Origin of the sequence: Pseudomonas sp. YeP6b, from assembly GCF_025642995.1 — a bacterium.
In the GTDB taxonomy this organism is placed as follows: Bacteria; Pseudomonadota; Gammaproteobacteria; order Pseudomonadales; family Pseudomonadaceae; genus Aquipseudomonas.
The window spans coordinates 4,012,794-4,033,335 of sequence record NZ_CP080090.1 but is presented as its reverse complement, the minus strand read 5'-3'; the positions used below and the strand labels follow the sequence as shown (position 1 = coordinate 4,033,335).

Here is a 20,542-nt window from a genome sequence, read left to right as displayed (position 1 = left end):
CCATCTGCTGCTGGCGTGCTCCAAAACTTGCGACTGCCCTCTCTTTGCACAGAGCCAACCGATGCAATTTTTATCTAACCCCTACGGCTGTGAAGGCTGGTCTGGTGAAATGGCCCGGCGTATTCGTGCCTTCGATTGGTCGAGCACTGACCTGGGCCCGATCGACAGCTGGAGCACCAGCCTGGCCTGCAACGTGCAGATGATGCTGGCCTCGCCCATACCGATGGTGATGCTCTGGGGCCCGGCGGGGCACATGATCTACAACGACAGCTATTCGGTGCTTGCCGGCGGGCGGCACCCGTATTTGCTCGGTACGCCCGTGGAGCAGGGCTGGCCTGAAGTGGCCGAGTTCAACCGCTATGTGCTGGACACTTGCCTGGCGGGCGGCACGTTGTCGTTCAACAACAAAGAACTGGTGCTGCTGCGCAACGGCAAGCCCGAAGATGTGTGGATGGACCTTTACTACAGCCCCATCGCCGGCGATAACCAGCAACCGGCCGGGGTGCTGGCGATTGTGGTGGAGACCACCGCGCACGTGAACTCCGAGCGCCTGCGCCAGGAATTGACCCATAACCTGGAGCAACGCGTGGCTGCCGAAGTGCAGGCGCGTTCCGCCGCCGAAGCGCAACTGCGCCAATCGCAGAAGCTTGAAGCGATTGGGGGCCTCACCGGCGGCGTGGCCCACGACTTCAACAACCTGCTGCAAGTGATCGCTGGCAACCTGCACCTGCTGGCCCGGCATGAACCGGAAAACGCCCAGGTGCAGCGGCGTGTCACGGCCGCCATCGCGGCGGTGGAGCGCGGCGCCAAACTGTCTTCGCAACTGCTGGCCTTTGCCCGCCGTCAACCGCTGTCGCCGGCGGTCTATAACCCTCAGCGCATTTATGCCGGGTTGGTCGAACTGCTGCAGCGTGCGTTGGGCGAAACCATCCATATCGATGTGCAACTGCCCCAGGATTCCTGGTGCATCAACGTCGACCGCAACCAGTTGGAAAACGCGCTGCTCAACCTGGCGATCAATGCCCGCGATGCCATGCAAGGCGAGGGCGTGATCCGCATTACCGGCGAAAACATCCTCCTCAACCCCGACGACTGTGCAGGTAAGAGCCTCCTGCCGGGCGAGTACGTGCGCCTGGCCGTCACGGATATCGGCAGGGGCATGTCGGCGGCGATCCTGGCGCGGGTGTTCGAGCCTTTTTTTACCACCAAACGTGAGGGCCACGGCACTGGCCTGGGCCTGAGCATGGTATTTGGTTTTGTGCGCCAAAGCGGCGGGCATGTGGAGGTGTGGAGCGAGGAGGGCAGGGGTACGGTGGTGCAGATGTATTTCCCGCGCAGCCTCGGCGAGGAAAGCCACGACACCGAGGTTGACCCTGTGCTGCATACGGGTGGCCAGGAGACGATCCTGGTGGTCGAGGACAATGCTGACGTACGCGTGACGGTAGTGGATTTGCTCGAACAGTCGGGCTACACCGTGCTCACCGCCGAAGACGGCGACCGCGCGATGCAAACGTTGCTGGGCGGCGTACAACCGGACCTGATTTTTACCGATGTGGTGATGCCCGGCCGGATAAAAAGTACCGACCTGGCTGACTGGGCCCGCGCCCAGGTGCCGCCGGTGGCGGTGCTGTTCACCTCCGGGCATACCCGCGACATTCTCTCCAGCAATCACCTGCTGAGCCCCGACATTCACCTGCTGAGCAAGCCCTACAGCCCCGAAGCCTTGACGCAACGGGTGCGCAGCGTGCTCACCGCCAGACAAGGTTGCCCATGACTTCACAGCGCAACATCCCTCCCATCACTGCCCAGCGCCCAGGTTTTGTCCGGGTGCGCGGCGCCCGCGAACACAACCTGCGTAACGTCGATGTGGACATTCCCCGGGATGCCCTGGTGGTGTTCACCGGCGTCTCGGGCTCCGGCAAATCATCCTTGGCGTTTTCCACGGTGTATGCCGAGGCCCAGCGGCGTTATTTCGAATCGGTGGCGCCCTATGCGCGACGCCTGATCGATCAGGTCGGCGTGCCGGACGTGGACTCCATCGAAGGCCTGCCACCGGCTGTGGCCCTGCAACAGCAGCGCGGCACGCCGAGTGCGCGCTCTTCGGTGGGCAGCGTTACCACCTTGTCGAGCCTGATCCGCATGCTGTACTCCCGCGCCGGCAGCTATCCGCCGGGGCAGGCGATGCTGTACGCCGAGGACTTTTCACCGAACCTGCCCCAAGGCGCGTGCCCGCAATGCCATGGGCTGGGCCGGGTGTACGAAGTGACCGAGGCGCTGATGGTGCCCGACCCGTCCTTGACCATCCGTCAACGCGCGGTGGCGTCTTGGCCGTTGGCGTGGCAGGGGCAAAACCTGCGCGACATCCTCGTGACCCTGGGTTACGACGTGGATATCCCATGGCGCGAGCTGCCGAAAAAGCAGCGCGACTGGATCCTGTTCACCGAAGAAACCCCCACCGTGCCGGTGTACGCAGGCTTCACCCCTGAACAGACTCGCGACGCACTCAAGCGCAAGCTCGAGCCGAGCTACCAAGGCACTTTCAGTGGCGCGCGGCGCTACATCCTGCACACCTTCACTCACACCCAAAGTGCGCTGATGAAAAAGCGCGTGTCGCAGTTTATGCAAGGCAGTGCCTGCCCGTTGTGCGAGGGCAAACGGCTGACCCAGGCGGCGCTGTCGGTGAAGTTCGCCGGGGTGGATATTGGTGAGTTGTCGCAGCTGTCATTGTCGCAACTGGCCGAGTTGCTGCGCCCGGTCGCGGCGGGGCAGGACAAAATGAAACTATCGGTGGAAAAGCGCCTGACCGCACAGCGTATCGCTCAGGATTTGCTGGAGCGGGTCAGCACCTTGACTGAATTGGGCCTGGGTTATCTGTCCTTGGAGCGCAGCACACCGACCTTGTCCTCCGGCGAGTTGCAGCGCCTGCGGCTGGCCACGCAATTGGGCTCGCAGTTATTCGGCGTGATCTATGTGCTGGATGAGCCGTCGGCGGGCCTGCACCCGGCGGATGGCGAAGCGTTGTTCACCGCGCTTGAGCGTCTGAAAGCGGCGGGCAATTCGTTGTTCGTGGTGGAGCATGACCTGGAAACCATGCGCCGCGCCGACTGGCTGATCGATGTGGGGCCGGCGGCCGGCGAGCACGGTGGGCAAGTGCTCTACAGCGGCCCGCCAGCGGGCTTGGCGGATGTCGAGGCATCGCAGACGCGCGAGTATCTGTTTGCCGAGCAGCGCCCTTCGAGTCAGGCGCGTCGTGAGCCTTCCGGCTGGTTGAAGCTCAAAGGCGTGACACGCAATAACCTCAATGACCTGAACGTGGATTTCCCGCTGGGCTGCTTCACGGCAGTGACCGGGATTTCCGGCTCGGGCAAATCCAGCCTGGTCAGCCAGGCGTTGCTGGAACTGGTGGGCATTGGCCTGGGCCGCGTTGTGGAAAACGACGAAGAACCCAGCCTGGAAGACGCCACCCCACAAACCAGCGGTGGGCGTATCAGTGCCGGGCTGGAGCACATCCGCCGTCTGGTGCAGGTAGACCAGAAACCCATCGGCCGCACCCCGCGCTCTAACCTGGCAACCTACACCGGGCTGTTCGACAACGTGCGCAAACTGTTCGCCGCCACACCGGCTGCGAAGAAGCGCCACTACGATGCTGGGCAGTTCTCGTTCAACGTCGCCAAGGGCCGCTGCCCGAATTGCGAGGGTGAAGGGTTTGTCAGCGTCGAGTTGCTGTTTATGCCGAGCGTGTATGCGCCGTGCCCGACGTGCCACGGTGCGCGTTATAACCCGGACACCCTGGCGATCAAATGGCAGGGCTTGAGCATCGCCCAGGTGCTGGCGCTGACGGTGGAACAGGCGGTGGAGGTGTTTGCCGAACAGCCGGGGGTGTTGCGTTCGCTGCAGGTGCTGCGCGATATCGGCCTGGGTTATTTGCGTTTGGGCCAGCCGGCGACGGAACTGTCCGGCGGTGAGGCGCAGCGCATCAAGCTCGCGACCGAACTGCAACGCAATGCACGGGGCGCCACCTTGTACGTGCTGGATGAGCCGACGACCGGGCTGCACCCACGGGATGTGGACCGCTTGCTCAGGCAGCTGAATCATCTGGTGGACGCCGGGCATACGGTGGTGGTTGTGGAGCATGAAATGCGCGTGGTGGCGCAGAGTGACTGGGTGATTGATATCGGCCCGGGGGCGGGGGATTTGGGCGGGAAGGTGGTTGTCAGTGGCACGCCGCAGAAGGTGGCGAAAAGCAAGGTTAGCCGTACTGCGCCGTTTCTGAGCCGAGAGCTGATTTAACTAGCTATGAGGTCGAAATGTGGGGGCGGGCTTGCCTGGTATCTTCACATCTTTTTTTCGAATTGAATTGTGTGGTTGTTTTGGGGGGCGCTGGGTACATATCCGTTATTTGGGTGATGGCTGATATGGGTTCCGCTCTTACAGCGGCTCACTTTTGAAAAGCGCAAAAGTAAGCAAAACGCTCTTGCCCCACCACTCGGCACCTCGCTTAGGCTCGGTGTGCCCTCACTCCGGCTTTGGAGCGGGGCCGCCGCCATGGGCCATCCTTGGCCCATCGCGGCTAAACCGGCGTCCTGCCGGTTTACCCCGCTCCAAAGCCTGCGTTCGGCCAGCGTGGTTTAACGGGGCGCCTAAGATCAAGATCAAAGCAAGAGCACGGCGGCCTAGTAGCCGACCTGAGTGGTTAGATCAAAAGCAAAGCCGAGGCGGCCTGACAGCCGACCTGATATTTGAAACTGAACTCAATCAAATGTGGGAGCTGGTTTGCCTGCGATGGCATCAACTGGTTATGCCTGATACACCGAGGTGCCTGCATCGCAGGCAAGCCAGCTCCCACAGAAAAGCAGAGCACTGCGGTGCTGGCAGCCGAGTTCGGTCAAAGTGTGGGAGCGAGCAAGCCCGCTCCCACAGTTGGATCTCGGTACATCAGACAGAGAATGTGGTGCTCTGCTTCTGCCCTGCTTTTGCTTCAACCACTCAGGTCGGCTACTAGGCCGCCGTGCTCTTTGCTTTTGATCTTGATCTTGATCTGAGGCGCCCCGTTAACCACGATGGCCGAACGCAGGCTTGAATCCGTGGGTAACCCGGCAGGACGCCGGGTTAGCCGCGATGGGCCAAGGATGGCCCATGGCGGCGGCCCACGGATTCAAGCCGGAGTGAGGGCATGCCGAGAGCCTAGGCGAGGCACCGAGTGGTGGGGCAAGAGCCCTTTGGTTACTTTTGGGGCTCTTTTCCAAAAGTGACCCGCTGTAAGAGCGGAACCAATAGCAGCCGTTACCGCAGCAACGGATATGTACTCAATCCACCTAACCCCTCACAGGCTAAGCTCAACTTAAAGAGTTGCGTAAATATCTATGCTGCGATGACTGATACATCGGTCAAAGCAGTATCGACTGACAGCCCGCCATCGCAGGCAAGCCAGCTCCCACAGTCTTTGATCAGTGTTGAGTCAGTTGAATCTGCTCTTTAGCCAGCTTCACCACATTCTCCACCGTAAACCCAAATTTCTCCTGCAACTTGGCCAACGGCGCCGACGCGCCAAAGCTGTTCATCACCACCTTGGCGCCGGTCTGCCCGACATACCGGTCCCAACCCAATGGCCCGGCCTGTTCCACCACCACGCGCGCTTTCACCGCCGGCGGTAACACGCTGTCGCGGTAAGCCTGGTCCTGTTCTTCAAACAGCTCCCAGCTCGGCATCGACACCACTTGCGCCGCGATGCCTTGGCCTTTCAACTGCTCATACGCCGCCACCGCCAGGCTGACTTCACTGCCCGTCGCCAACAGCAGAACCTTCGGCTTGTCAGCACCCGCCAATACATAAGCGCCCTTGGCCGCGCCAGACGCCGCCGCATATTGGGTACGGTCCAACGTCGGCAACGCCTGACGCGACAACACCACACAACTCGGCCGATGAGTTTGCGCCAGGGCGACCTTCCACAACTCCAGGGTTTCGTTGGCATCACCTGGCCGTAAGGTCAGCAACCCCGGCGTCGCACGCAGTTGCGTCAGATGCTCGATAGGCTGATGCGTCGGCCCATCTTCACCCACGCCAATCGAGTCATGGGTAAACACGAACACCACCGGCAACTCCATAATCGCCGCCAGGCGGATCGGCGGTTTCATGTAGTCGCTGAACACCAAGAACGTCGAGGTGTACGGCCGCAGGTAGGACAGCGCCATGCCATTGGCAATCGCGCCCATGGCGTGCTCGCGGATGCCGAAGTGCAGGTTGCGACCGCTGTAGTCGTCAGCACTGAAACGCCCGGCACCGTCAAAGGTGAGGTTGGTCTTGGTTGAAGGCGACAAGTCCGCCGAACCGCCGAGCAGCCAGGGGATGTGCTGGGCCAAGGCATTCAATACCTCGCCACCGGCGGCACGGCTGGCCACGCCCTTGGCGTCGGTGTCGAAGCTGGGCAGCTCATTTTGCCACTGCTCGGGCATTTCGCCTGCGCGCATGCGGCGCAGTTCATCCGCCAGTTCCGGTTCGTACTGTTCCAGCTGTGACAACCGCGCATTCCACTCTTCATACAACGGCTTGCTGCGCTCCAGCAGGGCGTCACGCAAAACGCTGCGGGCTTCGTCGGGCACCAAGAAATTGGAGTCTTCGGGCCAGCCGTAGGCGGCCTTGGTTAGGCGGATTTCGTCCGCGCCCAACGGCTCACCATGGGCGGCGGCGGTGTTGTGTTTGTGCGGCGAGCCATAGCCGATCACGCTGTCGACCACAATCAGGGTCGGCGCGCCGGTATTCGCTTTGAAGGTCTCCAGCGCCGTGCTCAAGGCCTGTAAGTCATTCGCGTCGGTGACGTGCAAGGTGTGCCAGCCGTAGGCCTGGAAACGCTTGATCACATCTTCACTGAACGCCAGCTCGGTGTGGCCCTCGATGCTGATGGTGTTGTTGTCGTAGATCCAGCACAGGTTATCCAGCTTCAAGTGCCCGGCCATCGACGCCGCTTCGCTGCTGATGCCTTCCATCATGTCGCCGTCACCGCACAGGGTGTAGACGTTGTAGTCGAACAGCACCTTGTCGTCGCGGTTAAAGCGCTGGCCCAGCCAACGCTCGGCCATGGCCATACCGACACTGTTGGCGCAGCCCTGGCCCAGCGGGCCGGTGGTGGTTTCAACGCCGGTGGTCATGCGGTACTCGGGATGGCCTGGGGTTTTGGAGCCCATCTGCCGGAATTGCTTGATATCGTCCAGGCTGATCGCCGGTTGGCCGGAGCGTTTGCCGTGGGCGTCAATCTCCACCACGCCGGCCAAGTGCAGCAGCGAGTAGAGCAGCATGGAGGCATGCCCCACCGACAACACAAAGCGGTCACGGTTAGGCCAGTCGGGGTGCTCGGGGTGATAACGCAGGAACCGGCTCCACAACGTGTAGCCCACCGGCGCCAAGCCCATGGGCGTGCCCGGGTGGCCGGAATTGGCCTTCTGCACGGCATCCATGGCCAGGGTGCGAATAGTGTTGATGCATTGGGTGTCGACAGCAGTGGCAGCGTGAGTCATAAAACCGTTCTCCCTCAGGTGGCGATCTACAGTGGAGGGCAGGGTGCGGCAAAGGTTTGATCCCATCGCCCACCTTGCGACGAACGGGGATGCATTGACTCAAGACATGACAAGACCCCTTGGAATGGGCTAGCTTCAAGAGCGTAGGCCATTGATCAACGTGCGGAGGTACTCCATGCCAGTGAAACACGACCTGTTGCAGGACCTGGGTTTGAGTAAAGAAACTGTCGACGAGCGCCGGGCAAAAAATCCCCATCTGAATGCGCTCTTTGATAAATACAAAACCGTCGATGACTTGGTGGTGACTGCTGAAAAAGCAGCTGGCAGCGATGAGGAACTGCGCAAGTTGAAGGAGAAGCGCTTGCTGGTTAAAGACGAGATTGTGCAGCACTTGGGCTAAATCAACGCCCGCGCTCCTACAGGGGCGCGGACATATTTGTTCAGAATTGCCTGAGGGACAGCGCGCTTTTGCGTGTTTATGATGCGCCCCGTCCACCCGGCTCTGGGGACTGTTGTGGCGCAAGGATTGCGCTGGTGAGCCGGGCGGACACTCTCTTTCATGCCAGTAGCGCTTGGGTGCATTCATCTATAGAGCGTTGCTGCGTCTCGCCATACAGCTTCAACTCATCAATCGTCTTGCGGCCCAGCGCCTTCTCGAATTCGGCCTGGTTCGAACTCGCCGCGTAGTGACTTTGCGCCGCATCCCCAAGGTTCGACTGAAAGATCCCCGCCGCACTCACCGGCAGAAAATCCTCATACACCAACGGTTCCACGTCGACGTGGCCGGCAGCAATCAGCGCCTCCAAGGTTTTCGGCTGATCGGCTTGGCCGTGTGCCGCCAGGCCTTGCTCGGTGGCGAAATAGCGAAAGTACGCCAGGCCCTGTTCGCGCATCTGCGTGTGGTTGTCGGGGAAGGCCGCGAAGTGTTGCTCCATCAAGTGCACATAACGTGCGGCGTTGGCCTCATTGGGAAAAGCCCCCAGTTCATCGCGCGCGGCGTTCAGCAGTTGGTCGTACAGGGCGCGGCCCTTGGGCGTCAACGCGACACCGCGTTGTTCAATTTCGCCGAAGCGCGCGCTGTGGCTGCCTTGGGCGTCGGTGAAGGCGATGGGCTCGTCGAGGGCCTTGAAGCTGGTCTGGCGCAGCAGGATCGGGCAGTGGCGGCGCGGCGGGCCTTCGATCACGGCCTTGGGGGTGATGCCTTTGCCGGGCATCGCGGCCTGCACCTTGTCGATGTCCAGCGTGCGCGGGGTCAGGTGGTTGATGTGCGGGCCCTTGAAGGCCACCACGTCGGCGATCAGGCGGTGCTGGTCGCTCAGTTGCTGGTACTGCTGGCCGGTGACGGTGGCGGTGTGGTGCCAGCGGAAGGTTTCCAGGGCCTGGCGGATGAACTCTTCGGCATCAGGGGCGTTGAGGCCGCCGTCGCGTTCCGCTTGTTCGATCAACGCCAAGGCGCCTGGGGTGAAGATCTTGCGCTTAGCCAGCGCGCTTTCGGCGAAGGCGCGCAGTTCGAGGTTTTCGATCAGTTCCAGGCGCAGCAACGAGGTAAACACGCGGAACGGGCTGATCTGCAGCGAGCGTTCATGCACGGCGCGAAAGGCGGTGGAATGCACGGGCACGCCCGCCGGGGTCAGGTCGTAGTAGCCCACCGGTTGCATGCCCATCACCGCAAACAGGCGGCCGATGGTTGCCAGCTCAAAGGCAGTGCCCAGGCGGATGGCGCCGTGGCGCTCCTTGTCCAGGCGCTCGATTTCGCCGGTGCGGCGCAGCTGCCGGGCCAGGCTCGAATCACTGGCCAGCACCTGGGTATTGGTCTCGGCCACCAGCGCCATCAACGCCCCATACAGCGGGACTTCATCTCGGTACATGTCGGACATGGCCTTGGAGAAGCCTTTGCGGATCTCGTCGGGGCTGACATGTGCGGTGGTTGGCATAGAAAAATTCCTGATGGCTATTGTGATGAGCGTGGCCTGCCTCTGATTTTGTTGAGCTTGGGGGCGGCTTGCAAACGAAGATTCCTCTGGACTTCATTCTGCAAATGAATGAGATGACGTGAATATGACAAAAAACGGCAACGGTAAAATTTCATTTTCGCAGCCCCTTTCCTAACAAATTCTTCACGAGGTGCGCCCCGGTCCTCATGAAACAATCGTCACGTTTGTAGGGATGAAAACGCCGTTTTGCACACAACGTACATAAAAAAATGTTTAGGGGCCGTCACACATGAAAATTTCTACACTGGCGTTATCCATCACCGCCGCATTGCTCGCACAACAAGCCTGCGCGGATGATTTTGGGCTCGGCTCACTGGGCACGGGCACAGGTCACAGTGGCTTTCTTGAAGACAGCCATGCGGCGGTCAGTTCGCGGACCATGTACTACAGCGCAGATAACCGCTCGGGGACCAACAACGATCTGCGCGAAGCCGCGACCTTGCTGCGTTTCGACTACAAATCCGGCTACACCCAAGGCACCCTTGGCGTCGGTTTCGACGTGATGGCGTTCGGCGCCTTGCGTCTTGATGGTGGCGACGGCCACGCCGCTGGCCCAGGCCTGGCGGGGAACGGCAACAGCTTCTTCCCGACCAAAAACAACGGCACCGAGCCTGCCGACAGCTTCGGCCGCGCGGCGGGTAACGTGAAGTTCCGGATTTCCCAGACTGAGTTGCACGTGGGTGGCGGTTTGGCCCCGGTGCTGCCGATCCTGGTCTCCAACGACAGCCGTGTTGCGCCGCAGACCTTTGACGGCGGCATCCTCACCTCCAGCGACATTCCTAACGTGACCTTCACCGGCGGTGAGCTGAACAAGGCCGAAGGCCGTGCTTCGAGCAACTCCACGGGCTTGAGTGTGGCCGGTGGTACGCGTGACAGCGACAGCTTCAAGTTCGGTGGTGTGGACTACAAACCGTTCGGCTCGTCCGACAACGCCATCGCGAAAAACCTGACGTTGCAGTACTACTACGCCAACCTGCAGGACTTCTACAAACAGAACTATTTCGGCCTGGTCCACGTATTGCCGCTGGGCAATGACCAGTCGTTCAAGACTGACCTGCGCTACTTCGACAGCACCAGCGACGGCAAGAATGGCGAGAGCGGCTATGCGTTCAACAACAACGGTGGCTACGCCAAGCACGCCGGCGAAGTGGATAACAAAACCTACAGCGCCGCGTTCACCTACCAGCTGGGCGGCAGCAGCCTGATGCTCGGCCACATCGGCGTAAGCGACGATGGCGGCTTCGTATGGGTTAACCAGGGCAGCCTCGCCGACCCGCAACAACAAGGCGCCGGCGGCAGCGACTTCTACCTGTTCACCGACGCCGTGGTTGGCCAGTTCTCCCGTGCGGGTGAGCAAGTCAACTTTGGTCAGTACACGTATGACTTCAAGGCCTATGTACCCGGCCTGAAAGCGTCCGTGGCTTACCTGGACGGTACGGACATCAAGTCCAAGGTGGCTGGTGGCCCTGATCAGAAAGAAAACGAAACCGACTTCCGCCTGGATTACGTCGTGCAGGCCGGCCCGCTCAAAGGCTTTGGCACCACCTTCCGCACCGGTACTTACCACGGCCACAACACCGGCACTGCGGATCAGGATCAAACGCGCCTGATCTTCAACTATACCTACGCGATCTTCTAAGAAAGCGCGTGCTTTTACACAGTCGAAAAAAACGGAGGCCGCCTCATCAGCGGCCTCTTTTTTTGCGCGACTGGATGAGACTTCATGTGCATCGCAGCACGGATGGGTTCTACACTGCCCCTCACTTTGTCAGTGATGGAGGACCCAATGACGGCCACGCCCGTAACCAACATCCTTGAAACGATTGAAGGCCAACGCCTGGCAACGCAAGAGGCTGAGCGTTGGCGTGAGTGGGGCCCGTACTTGAGTGAACGCCAGTGGGGCACGGTGCGCGAAGACTACAGCGCAGACGGCGATGCCTGGGCCTACTTCCCCCATGAACATGCACGCAGCCGCGCCTACCGTTGGGGCGAGGACGGCTTGGCCGGTTTCAGCGACAAAGCGCAACGCTGGTGCCTGGGCCTGGCGCTGTGGAACGAGCGCGACGCGATCATCAAGGAGCGCCTGTTCGGCCTGAACAACGCCGAGGGCAACCACGGTGAAGACGTCAAGGAACTGTACTTTTTCGTCGATGGCGTACCGAGCCATGCCTACATGCGCATGCTCTACAAATACCCGCATGCGGCTTTTCCCTACGCCGACCTGACCACCGAGAACGCGCGCCGCGGGCTTGAGGATGCCGAGTACGAGATCCTCGACACTGGCGTGTTTGAAGACAACCGCTACTGCGATGTCAGCGTCGAATACGCCAAGCATCAGCCCGATGATATTTTCATGAAGGTCACCGTGCATAACCGCTCGGACCAGCCGACGCGTTTGCAGGTGCTGCCCCAACTGTGGGCACGCAATGACTGGAGCTGGACCTTCGATGCGCCCAAGCCGCAGTTGCGCCTGGACGGCGAGCACGTGCTGGCCCAGCATCATGAACTTTCCGATCGCCACCTTAGCGCCTGGGGCCAGGACGGCGTGGAATGGTTGTTCTGCGAAAACGAGAGCAACTTTCCCACGCTGGGCGGGCAACCGGCGCCTGGGCCGTTCAAGGACGGCATCAATGATTACGTGGTAGGCGGCGTGCAATCGGCGATTCGCCGGGACGCCGGCACCAAGGTCGCCGCGCGTTTCATCCTCGAGCTGGCAGGCCTGGAAAGCAAAACCCTGTACCTGCGGTTTGCGCCCACGGACGCGCCCCAGGTCAATGCGCGCAAGCTGATCGAACAGCGCCGCCAAGAGGCCGATGACTTCTACGCGGCCTTGCAACACGGCATTAGCGATGCAGACGCGCGCAATGTGCAGCGCCAGGCCCTGGCCGGGTTGCTATGGTCCAAGCAGCTCTACTACTTCGACGTGAACCAATGGCTCGACGGCGACCCGGCTCAGCCCGCGCCGCCGCCTGAGCGCCTGCATATCCGCAATACCCATTGGCGGCACCTGTCCAACTTCGACATCCTCTCCATGCCTGACACTTGGGAATACCCGTGGTACGCCTCCTGGGACCAAGGCTTCCAGGCAGTGGCGATTGCGCTGATCGATCCTGGGTATGCCAAGCAGCAGTTGCTGCTGCTGGTGAAGGACCGTTTCATGCACCCCAACGGCCAGTTGCCGGCGTATGAGTGGCGTTTCGACGACGCCAACCCGCCGGTGCATGCCTGGGCCAGTTGGCGGGTGTATCAGCAGGATAAGGCGCTGACCGGCGTCGGCGACATGGATTTCCTCGAGCGGATTTTCCATAAGCTGCTGTTGAATTTTTCCTGGTGGGTCAACCGCAAGGATGCCGAAGGCCGCAACCTGTTCCAGGGCGGCTTCCTCGGTCTGGACAACATTGCCTTGTTCGACCGCTCGGCCACCTTGCCGCCGGGCTACCAGCTGGATCAGGCCGACGGCACGGCGTGGGTCGCGGCCTATGCGCTGGACCTGATGCGAATCGGGTTGGAACTGGCCAAGCGCAACGTGGTGTATGTCGACATTGCGGTGAAGTTTTTCGAGCACTTCCTGTATATCGCCGGTGCCATTAACCGCGTCGACGACAGCGCCGAAGGGCTGTGGGATGAGCAGGACCTGTTCTTTTACGACGTACTGCACCGCCCCGACGGCCAGAACGAGCCGGTACGGCTGCGCTCCATTGTTGGCCTGATGCCGCTGTTCGCCGTGCTGGTGCTGGAGCAACGCGAGCATGAGGGCTTGCAAGGCTTGCGTGAACGCTTGCTGGGGTTCATGCACCACCGGCCGGACCTGGCCAAGTTGGTGTCGCGCTGGAACGAGCCGGGGCAGGGCAATCGCCTGTTGCTGGCGCTGTTGCGTGGCGAGCGCACCAAGGACCTGTTGCGGCGCATGCTTGATGACAATGAGTTTCTGTCGGCCTTTGGTGTGCGCTCTTTGTCCAAGGCGTTTGCCGAGCAGCCGCTGGCGTTGAAGATGAATGGCGATACGTTGTGCGCGCGTTATCAGCCTGGGGAATCCGACTCGCGCCTGTACGGCGGCAACTCCAATTGGCGTGGGCCGTTGTGGATGCCGGTGAACTACATGCTGATCGAGTCGTTGCGTGAGTTTCATCGGTATTACGCGGATAACTTCTCGGTGGAGTACCCGACAGGCAGTGGTTACCTGGCGTCCCTGGAGGAGGTTGCTGACGGGCTGAGCCAGCGACTGACACGCTTGTTTTTAAGGGATGAGGATGGCTGCAGGCCGTCGATGGCGGGCTATGCGCAACTGGAGGCCGACCCGGCCAGCCGTGATCTGGTGTTGTTCCATGAGTATTTCCATGGCGAGACCGGGCGGGGGTTGGGTGCTTCGCATCAGACGGGGTGGAGTGCGTTGGTGGCGTTGTTGTTGCAACCGAAAACTTAACAGTCACCAGCAATCGGGCGTGGGCGCTGGCTTGCCAGCACCCACATTGGCGCTGCATCGATTCAGAAATTGCATGCAAAAAAATCCTGCCGGCAACGGTTTGAATCAGGTAAATTCGCCGCCCCTTAAGACAAGGATGTAGACAATGGCGAATGTTATCGCGCGGTTTCGCAATGCGAGCCTCTTGGGTGCATTGCTGATGACCACCAGTATTTTCATCACGTCCCTGTATGCCCAGGCAAGTGTTGCGGCGCCCCTGATGATGCATTGCAGCGACTGCGAGAAAGGTGACCACACCTTTGATGCGACGAAATGGTTCAGCAGCGGCATGTACCGTCTTGAAACGGACATTGATCCCAGCCCGATGCGCTCGATGACGCGCAAGCATCCGGTGGTCTTCACGGCCAAGGACAATGACAAGCTGGTAGAGGCCGCGATAAGAGGGATCAAAAGATTCGACTCATCCCTCGATACCCGCACGCTTGAGTCACAGTGGCCTGTATTGACGGGACGTGTGCGTTACACCTACAGCGTCTTTGTGGCGCCTGACGAACCCAAGGACTTCTACGACATGTATTTGCAGATGGGTAAATACAAGGTGGTGATCGTGATTGGGTTGGACGTCAATACCGGTGATATCACCGACGAGAACGAAGCGCGTTACATTCGTGAGAACGATGGTAATGACCCCGCGTACATGGACACATTTGAACAGATGGATAACGCCGGCACCCGTTGATCGGGAGGCTGGCTGAACGAAAAATCCCGCCATTGGCGGGATTTTTTTTGAGCGCGGCGTTATCAGGCCGGGAACAGCTCGCTCAGTTTCATCGCCAGCATCATGTCGCCTTCGGTGCGCAGCTTGCCGCCCATGAACGCTTGCATGCCGTCGGTGGAGCCGTCAACGATGCCTTTCATGGTGTCGCCGTCCATGACCAGGGTCACTTGGGCGTCCGGGTTTTCGCCTTCCAGCAGTTCGCAGGTGTTGTTCTTCACCACCAGCGAAAAGTTCTGGGTGTCGTCGATACGGAAACCGAACACCAGGTCCAGGCCGTCGGCAGCGGCTGGGTTGAATTTGGCTTTCATTGCTTCTACAGCTTTGGCTACGTCAGTCATGGTTTCGATCCTTTAAGGTAGAGTCCAGTGACCTTGGGGTCACGGTTGGCCGCAATTCATCGGAAAGTGATGAACTGCGGCGCCTTCAACAGTTGCAAGTGGGTATGACTGTTGAAGGAAGCCAGTGCCACCTCGCGACCGCGGAATTTCAGCTGGTTGAGCGAGGTGTTAACAATTTGCCAGTTCAGTTCGAAGGCCTGGGCGGCAGGCATCCGGGTAATCAGGTGGAGCAGGGCGGTGATGGTACCGCCGGAGGTGAACACGGCGATCTTGTGCGAGCTGTCGGCGGCTTCAAGAATTCGTTGCAGGCCGCCTTGTACACGCTCGACAAACCCCAACCAGCTTTCCAGCCCCGGTGGATCATAAGTACCGGCCAGCCATCGCTCGATGATCAACGCGAAGATGCGCTGGAACTCGCTGCGGTTCTGCGCGCCATTACGCAGCACCTCCACAGCGTGGGGTTCACTGGCGAGCAAGTCAGGGAGCAGGGCGCGGATGATGGCCTCGCCGTCGAACTCGTTGAACGCCGGGTCGGTTTCCAGAGGCGGCACCGGCAGGCCCAGGGCGCTGTATTGATCGAACGCGGCCGTGGCGGTGTGCTGCTGGCGGCGCAGGTCGCCGGCGATGCAGCGGTCGAACGTCAGGCCCAGGTCGGCCAGGTGGCGCCCGAGTACTTGCGCTTGTTCCACGCCGACGGGCGACAGGACGTCATAGTCGTCTGCACCGAAGGAGGCCTGGCCATGTCGAATCAAATAAATGCTGCCCACGTCCGTTTTCCCGGTACGTTGAAAGTCTGGCGAGGTTATGAGGATGCCTGCGAGCTGTCAATGAAAAAACATACGCTTGTTTTAAAAGTGCGTTAGAGCAGCTTGGCTGCTGGCGGTTTGAGCACTGGTCGCCTGACGATCGCGTCGGTATGCTTGGGTAATCCGCGCCTGGCGCCGTGCATTGTTAAGGAGACACATGGATTTTTTGGCTGAATACGCGAGCTTTCTAGCGAAGACCGTCACCCTGGTGGTCGCTATTTTGGTGGTACTGATCAGCTTCGCGGCGCTGCGCAGCAAAGGCCGTCGCAAAGCGGCCGGCCAGTTGCAGGTCAGCAAGCTGAATGATTTCTACAAGGGCCTGCGTGAGCGCCTGGAATCGAGCCTGCTCGACAAAGACCAGCTCAAGGCCCTGCGCAAGTCCGAAAGCAAAACCGAAAAGAAGAACAGCAAGAAGAAGCCCGAGGCCAAGCCGCGGGTATTCGTGCTGGATTTTGACGGCGACATCAAGGCCTCTGCCACCGAAAGCCTGCGCCATGAAATCACCGCGCTGCTGAGCCTGGCCACGCCTAAAGATGAAGTGGTGCTGCGCCTGGAAAGTGGCGGCGGCATGGTCCACAGCTATGGCTTGGCGTCCTCCCAACTGGCGCGTATCCGCCAGGCCGGCGTGCCGTTGACCGTGTGCATCGACAAGGTCGCCGCCAGCGGCGGCTACATGATGGCGTGCATCGGCGAGAAGATCATCAGCGCCCCGTTCGCCATCCTCGGCTCGATTGGTGTGGTAGCGCAGTTGCCCAACGTCAACCGCCTGCTGAAAAAGCACGATATCGACTTTGAAGTGCTGACGGCCGGTGAATACAAACGCACCCTCACCGTGTTTGGCGAAAACACCGAGAAGGGCCGTGAGAAGTTCCAGGAAGACCTGGACATCACCCATCAGCTGTTCAAGAACTTCGTCTCGCGTTATCGCCCACAGCTGGCGATTGATGAAGTCGCGACCGGTGAAGTGTGGCTGGGTGTTGCAGCGCTCGACAAACAACTGGTCGACGAGCTGCAAACCAGCGACGAATACCTGGCCACCAAGGCCAAGACTACCGAGGTGTACCACCTGCACTATGCCGAGCGTAAAAGCCTGCAGGAGCGAGTGGGCCTGGCGGCCAGCGGCTCGGTAGACCGCGTGCTGCTGACCTGGTGGAGCCGATTGACCCAGCAGCGGTTCTGGTAAGTCGACCGATCGTTCCCACGCTTTGCGTGGGAATGCATCCTGTGACGCTCCGCGTCACCCTTGCGAAGGGCTTGAGTCTGGCGTGGGCAGGTTGGACGCGGAGCGTCCGGGGCGGCATTCCCACGCAGAGCGTGGGAGCGATCTAATCCCACATTTAGTTCTGAGTCAGTCTGGAAGACTGTTGTACTGAGGGAATCGGGTTTCTCATTAACGTCCCCACCACCAACGCCCCCAGCAGCCCCAACAACCCCGCCACCCACAACACCCCGCTGAAGCCACCCACAAATGCCTGCCGCGCCAGCGGTTGCACCTGCACCCGCGCCGGTTCCGGCAACACACCCATCGCCGCTGGCATATCACCTGCCACCACCCGCGATGCAATCCCCGCCACCTGGGCCTGCCACTGCGGATCGATGCTCGCACGCAGCAGCTGTTCGCTATGGCTGCTCAGCAATGCCCCATACACACCGATAGCCAACATGATTGCGCTGAAACGCATGGTGGTGCTCATGCCCGAGGCCATCCCCGCGCGGTCCCGTGGCACACAGGCCATGATGTTTTTCTGTGTGTCGCCATTGAGCAGGCCCGCACCGGCACCTGTCACGGCAATCGCCAGGGCGAAGGGCAGATAGCCGCCCGCCGTCACCGCCCAGGCACTCAACAGGTTGCCGCAACCGACCAGGGCCAAGCCGGTCGCCATCATCGTCGCCGGTGCAAAGCGCCCCGCCAGCCGCGCGCCGATGCGGGGGCAGATCAGCATGGTCAGCGCAAACGGCAACATGCCCAGGCCCGAAGCAATCGCGGAGAAGCCCAGGCCGTTTTGCAGGTAGAACGGCAGCAACGTCATCATCACTTGGGCGCACCCGGCATAGGCAAACATGCCGAGCAGGGCGCCGATAAAACGCGGATGGCGAAACAGTTGCAAGTCCACCATGGGCCGTTGTTGCACACGCTCGACGATCACAAACACACCCAGCAGCGCCGCGCCGCCGATCAGGCGTGCAGAGGTGAGCGGGTTATCCCAGCCGATGCGATTGGCCTCGATCAGCCCCCACATCAGGCACAGCAGGCTCGCACTGAACGCCAGGCTGCCCCATGGATCAAGCCGCGCCGACTGAGTGTCGCGCGACTCTGGAATCGCACGCAGCACCAGCGCCATCAAGCCCAGGCCCACGGGCAGGTTGAGGTAGAAAATCCAGCGCCAGCCCAGGTATTCGGTGATCACGCCGCCCAGGGTGGGCGCGGCGGTCATCGCCACGCCCATGCACGCGCCCCAGAACGCCCAGGCTTTGGCGCGTTCCACTTCATCGTGGAAGGTATGGCCGATGGACGCGAGGGCGGACGTCAGCAACAAAGCCGCGCCGACACCTTTCACTGCGCGGGCGACATCCAGCAGCAGCGCAGTGGGCGCCGCACCGCAGCCTAGGGAGGCCAGGATGAAAATGCTCAAGCCCCAGATCAGCGTCTTCTGGCGGCCAAAGCGATCGGCGATGCTGCCGGCCGGCAGCAACAAGGCGGCGAACGCGAGCATATAGGCGCTGACCACCCACTCGATATCGGCGAAGTTGGCGCCCAGGTCGCGGGCGATGCTCGGCAGGGTCACGGCGACAATATTGGTGTCGAGCACGATCAGCGAACACACGCCGGAGGCGGTCAGTAGCGTCAAACGCGGACTGGCCCGGCTCATGGCTTAATTACCTTGCGGGCAATAGGGGAAAGGCAGTTGACTAACATCGCAAAGGCTCTCTAGTGTTGAGGTACGCTGAGCTTATCCCTAGCCGCAGCTCGTTCTATTAGCTGGCCTGATGCACTTCATTACCTTTGAGCTAATCCTGCGATGGAAATCCGCCACTTCCGCTACTTCCTGGCCGTTGCCCGTCAGCGCAATTTCACCCGCGCCGCCGAGCAGCTAGGCATCGCGCCGCCGACCTTGAGCCGACAGATCCAGGACATGGAAGCCAGCCTGGGCACGCGTTTGTTTATCCGTCAGCAACGCGAAGTCAGCCTCACCGAAGCCGGCGCCGCGTTGTTGATTGAGGCCGAAGCCACGGTGCGCCAATTTGAATTTGCCCAGCGCAATGCCCAGCGCGCCGGGCGTGGCGAGATCGGCCATATCGAGTTGGGCTACGTGGCCTCGGCGGTGTACTCCGGTGTATTGCAGCGGCAGATGCAAGCGTTCAGCCAGGCGTTTCCCGATGTAAGCGTGAACGTGCGCGAATGCGCGATGGCGACCTTGCCGAGTGCAATGGCGGACGGGCGTTACGACATCGGCTATATCCGCTCGCCCATGACCCTGCCCGACGGTGTGGAAGCCGTGCGCCTGCACAGCGAAGGGTTTGTGTTGGCGCTGGCGCAGTATTCCTGGCTGCTGGGGCTCAAGGCCATTGGCTGCGAGCACCTGCAAAACGAGACGTTTATCCTGCCGGAGCAAATCAGCGGCACTTTGCACGTCGCCGCCCAGGGCGGTTTTGCCCCGCGCCTGGGGCCGCAGCCGGGTGGGTTGGTTGCGGTGGTGGCGCTGGTGTCGTTAGGGCAGGGCGTGGCGGTGGTGCCAGCGTCGATGGTCGGGCATGTGAGCTTGCCTGGCGTGGTGTACCGCGGTATTCAGGGCAGCGAGGCGTCGTCGTGGCTGTCGCTGATTCACCGGCGCTTTGAGAAAGCGCCGGCGGTGGCGCGGTATATCCAGCAGGTCAAGCAGATAGCTAGGGCGGAGGCTTGATCGTGGCGGGTGGGGTACTTTGCGGGTTAACGGTGTTGCTACCTTCGCGAGCACGCCCGCTCCCACATTCGACCGCATTCCAAATGCTGGAACTCGATCTAATGTGGGAGCGGGCTTGCTCGCGAAGGGGTCATCTGGGGCGCTACACCAACCTCGGTTGAACCGAATCCGCCAACCGCGTCAGTATCAGGCAGCACGACACCGCCCCGGCATCCAGCACGCCCAGCGAGCGCTCGCCCAAACGGCTGGCGCGGCCGATTTTCGCGACCAGATCCTTGGTCGAGTCGCGCCCCTGTGAGGCGGCGGTTTTCATTGCGTCCAGCGCATCGTTGAAGGATGCGCCTCCTGCATGCGCGCGCTCAAAGGCTTCAACCGCCGGGATCAGGGTGTCCATCAAACACTTGTCGCCCACGCCCGCCTCGGTAATGTCTTGCAGTGAGGTCAGGCCACCGCGCAGCAGGTGGGCAAAGGTCGCGGCGTCGATGTCTTCACGGCCGCGCACTTCGTCGGCCATGCCGATAAACAGGCTGCCGTACAACGGCCCCATGGAGCCGCCGATGCCTTCCATCAGGCTCAGGGTCAGTTCCTCCAGGGCTTCGGCCAGGGTCAGTTGCCGGCCCTCGATAGTGCGCCCGCAATGGGCGAAACCTTTGGCCATGTTGATGCCGTGGTCGCCGTCGCCAATCGCGCCGTCGACTTCGCTGAGGTATTCACGGTTGGCCACAATCACGCTGACCAAGTCGGCGACGATGGCGCTGCCGTCATGGGTGGAAAAATGTTGGCTCATGGT

The 20,542-nt window shown here is 61.0% G+C and carries 14 protein-coding genes; 8 read left to right on the top strand and 6 right to left on the bottom strand.

The window, feature by feature from the left end:
* Positions 1 to 61: 61 nt before the first annotated feature.
* Both KZH41_RS17975 and uvrA read left to right on the top strand, forming a co-directional pair.
* Entirely contained in the window at positions 62 to 1,774 is a 1,713-nt protein-coding gene (locus tag KZH41_RS17975) for an ATP-binding protein (RefSeq protein WP_263273358.1), read from the top strand.
* Positions 1,771 to 4,290, top strand: coding sequence for an excinuclease ABC subunit UvrA (gene uvrA, locus KZH41_RS17970; RefSeq protein ID WP_263273357.1), 2,520 nt, complete (start codon positions 1,771 to 1,773; stop codon positions 4,288 to 4,290). Before KZH41_RS17975 ends, uvrA begins: the two co-directional genes overlap by 4 nt.
* Before the next feature lie 1,157 nt (positions 4,291 to 5,447).
* On the opposite strand, the gene tkt is transcribed toward uvrA, so the two are convergent.
* A complete protein-coding gene (gene tkt / locus KZH41_RS17965) occupies positions 5,448 to 7,511 on the bottom strand; it encodes a transketolase (protein ID WP_263273356.1) in 2,064 nt (687 codons plus the stop codon).
* Between the two features lie 175 nt (positions 7,512 to 7,686).
* Here tkt and KZH41_RS17960 point away from each other — a divergent pair, with 175 nt between their 5' ends.
* Complete coding sequence (locus KZH41_RS17960; protein ID WP_094951656.1) at positions 7,687 to 7,911, top strand: YdcH family protein; 225 nt, start codon at positions 7,687 to 7,689, stop codon at positions 7,909 to 7,911.
* Positions 7,912 to 8,068: 157 nt separating this feature from the next.
* Here the strand turns inward: KZH41_RS17960 and KZH41_RS17955 are convergent, their stop codons facing one another.
* Positions 8,069 to 9,445 carry a VOC family protein gene (locus KZH41_RS17955; RefSeq protein ID WP_263273354.1) on the bottom strand — a complete coding sequence of 459 codons (1,377 nt, stop codon included), beginning with the start codon at positions 9,443 to 9,445 and terminating at the stop codon, positions 8,069 to 8,071.
* Between the two features lie 289 nt (positions 9,446 to 9,734).
* On the opposite strand from KZH41_RS17955, the gene KZH41_RS17950 reads away from it, so the two are divergent.
* The 3 genes from KZH41_RS17950 (at position 9,735) to KZH41_RS17940 (ending at position 14,667) form a co-directional block, all read left to right on the top strand.
* Entirely contained in the window at positions 9,735 to 11,144 is a 1,410-nt protein-coding gene (locus KZH41_RS17950; RefSeq protein WP_263273353.1) for an OprD family porin, read from the top strand.
* A gap of 147 nt (positions 11,145 to 11,291) precedes the next feature.
* A complete protein-coding gene (locus tag KZH41_RS17945; protein ID WP_094951653.1) occupies positions 11,292 to 13,928 on the top strand; it encodes an MGH1-like glycoside hydrolase domain-containing protein in 2,637 nt (878 codons plus the stop codon).
* Between the two features lie 145 nt (positions 13,929 to 14,073).
* Complete coding sequence (locus tag KZH41_RS17940; RefSeq protein WP_263273351.1) at positions 14,074 to 14,667, top strand: hypothetical protein; 594 nt, start codon at positions 14,074 to 14,076, stop codon at positions 14,665 to 14,667.
* 62 nt (positions 14,668 to 14,729) lie between these two features.
* Here KZH41_RS17940 and KZH41_RS17935 read toward each other — a convergent pair whose 3' ends face one another.
* Both KZH41_RS17935 and KZH41_RS17930 read right to left on the bottom strand, forming a co-directional pair.
* The gene (locus KZH41_RS17935; RefSeq protein WP_048730219.1) at positions 14,730 to 15,044 is read right to left on the bottom strand and encodes an SCP2 sterol-binding domain-containing protein; all 315 of its coding nucleotides are present in this window, start codon (positions 15,042 to 15,044) and stop codon (positions 14,730 to 14,732) included.
* Between the two features lie 56 nt (positions 15,045 to 15,100).
* Entirely contained in the window at positions 15,101 to 15,811 is a 711-nt protein-coding gene (locus KZH41_RS17930) for a histidine phosphatase family protein (protein WP_242150442.1), read from the bottom strand.
* Between the two features lie 196 nt (positions 15,812 to 16,007).
* On the opposite strand from KZH41_RS17930, the gene sohB reads away from it, so the two are divergent.
* Positions 16,008 to 17,033, top strand: a complete 1,026-nt coding sequence (gene sohB, locus KZH41_RS17925) for a protease SohB (RefSeq protein ID WP_263273349.1) — start codon at positions 16,008 to 16,010, stop codon at positions 17,031 to 17,033.
* A 154-nt stretch (positions 17,034 to 17,187) separates the two neighbouring features.
* Here the strand turns inward: sohB and KZH41_RS17920 are convergent, their stop codons facing one another.
* Entirely contained in the window at positions 17,188 to 18,720 is a 1,533-nt protein-coding gene (locus KZH41_RS17920) for an MFS transporter (RefSeq protein ID WP_263273348.1), read from the bottom strand.
* A gap of 150 nt (positions 18,721 to 18,870) precedes the next feature.
* Between KZH41_RS17920 and KZH41_RS17915 the strand changes: the two genes are divergently transcribed.
* Positions 18,871 to 19,752: a LysR family transcriptional regulator gene (locus KZH41_RS17915; RefSeq protein WP_263273346.1), complete on the top strand. Its 882-nt coding sequence runs from the start codon at positions 18,871 to 18,873 to the stop codon at positions 19,750 to 19,752.
* 142 nt (positions 19,753 to 19,894) lie between these two features.
* Here the strand turns inward: KZH41_RS17915 and dhaL are convergent, their stop codons facing one another.
* Complete coding sequence (dhaL, locus tag KZH41_RS17910) at positions 19,895 to 20,539, bottom strand: dihydroxyacetone kinase subunit DhaL (RefSeq protein WP_263273344.1); 645 nt, start codon at positions 20,537 to 20,539, stop codon at positions 19,895 to 19,897.
* Positions 20,540 to 20,542: the final 3 nt, after the last annotated feature.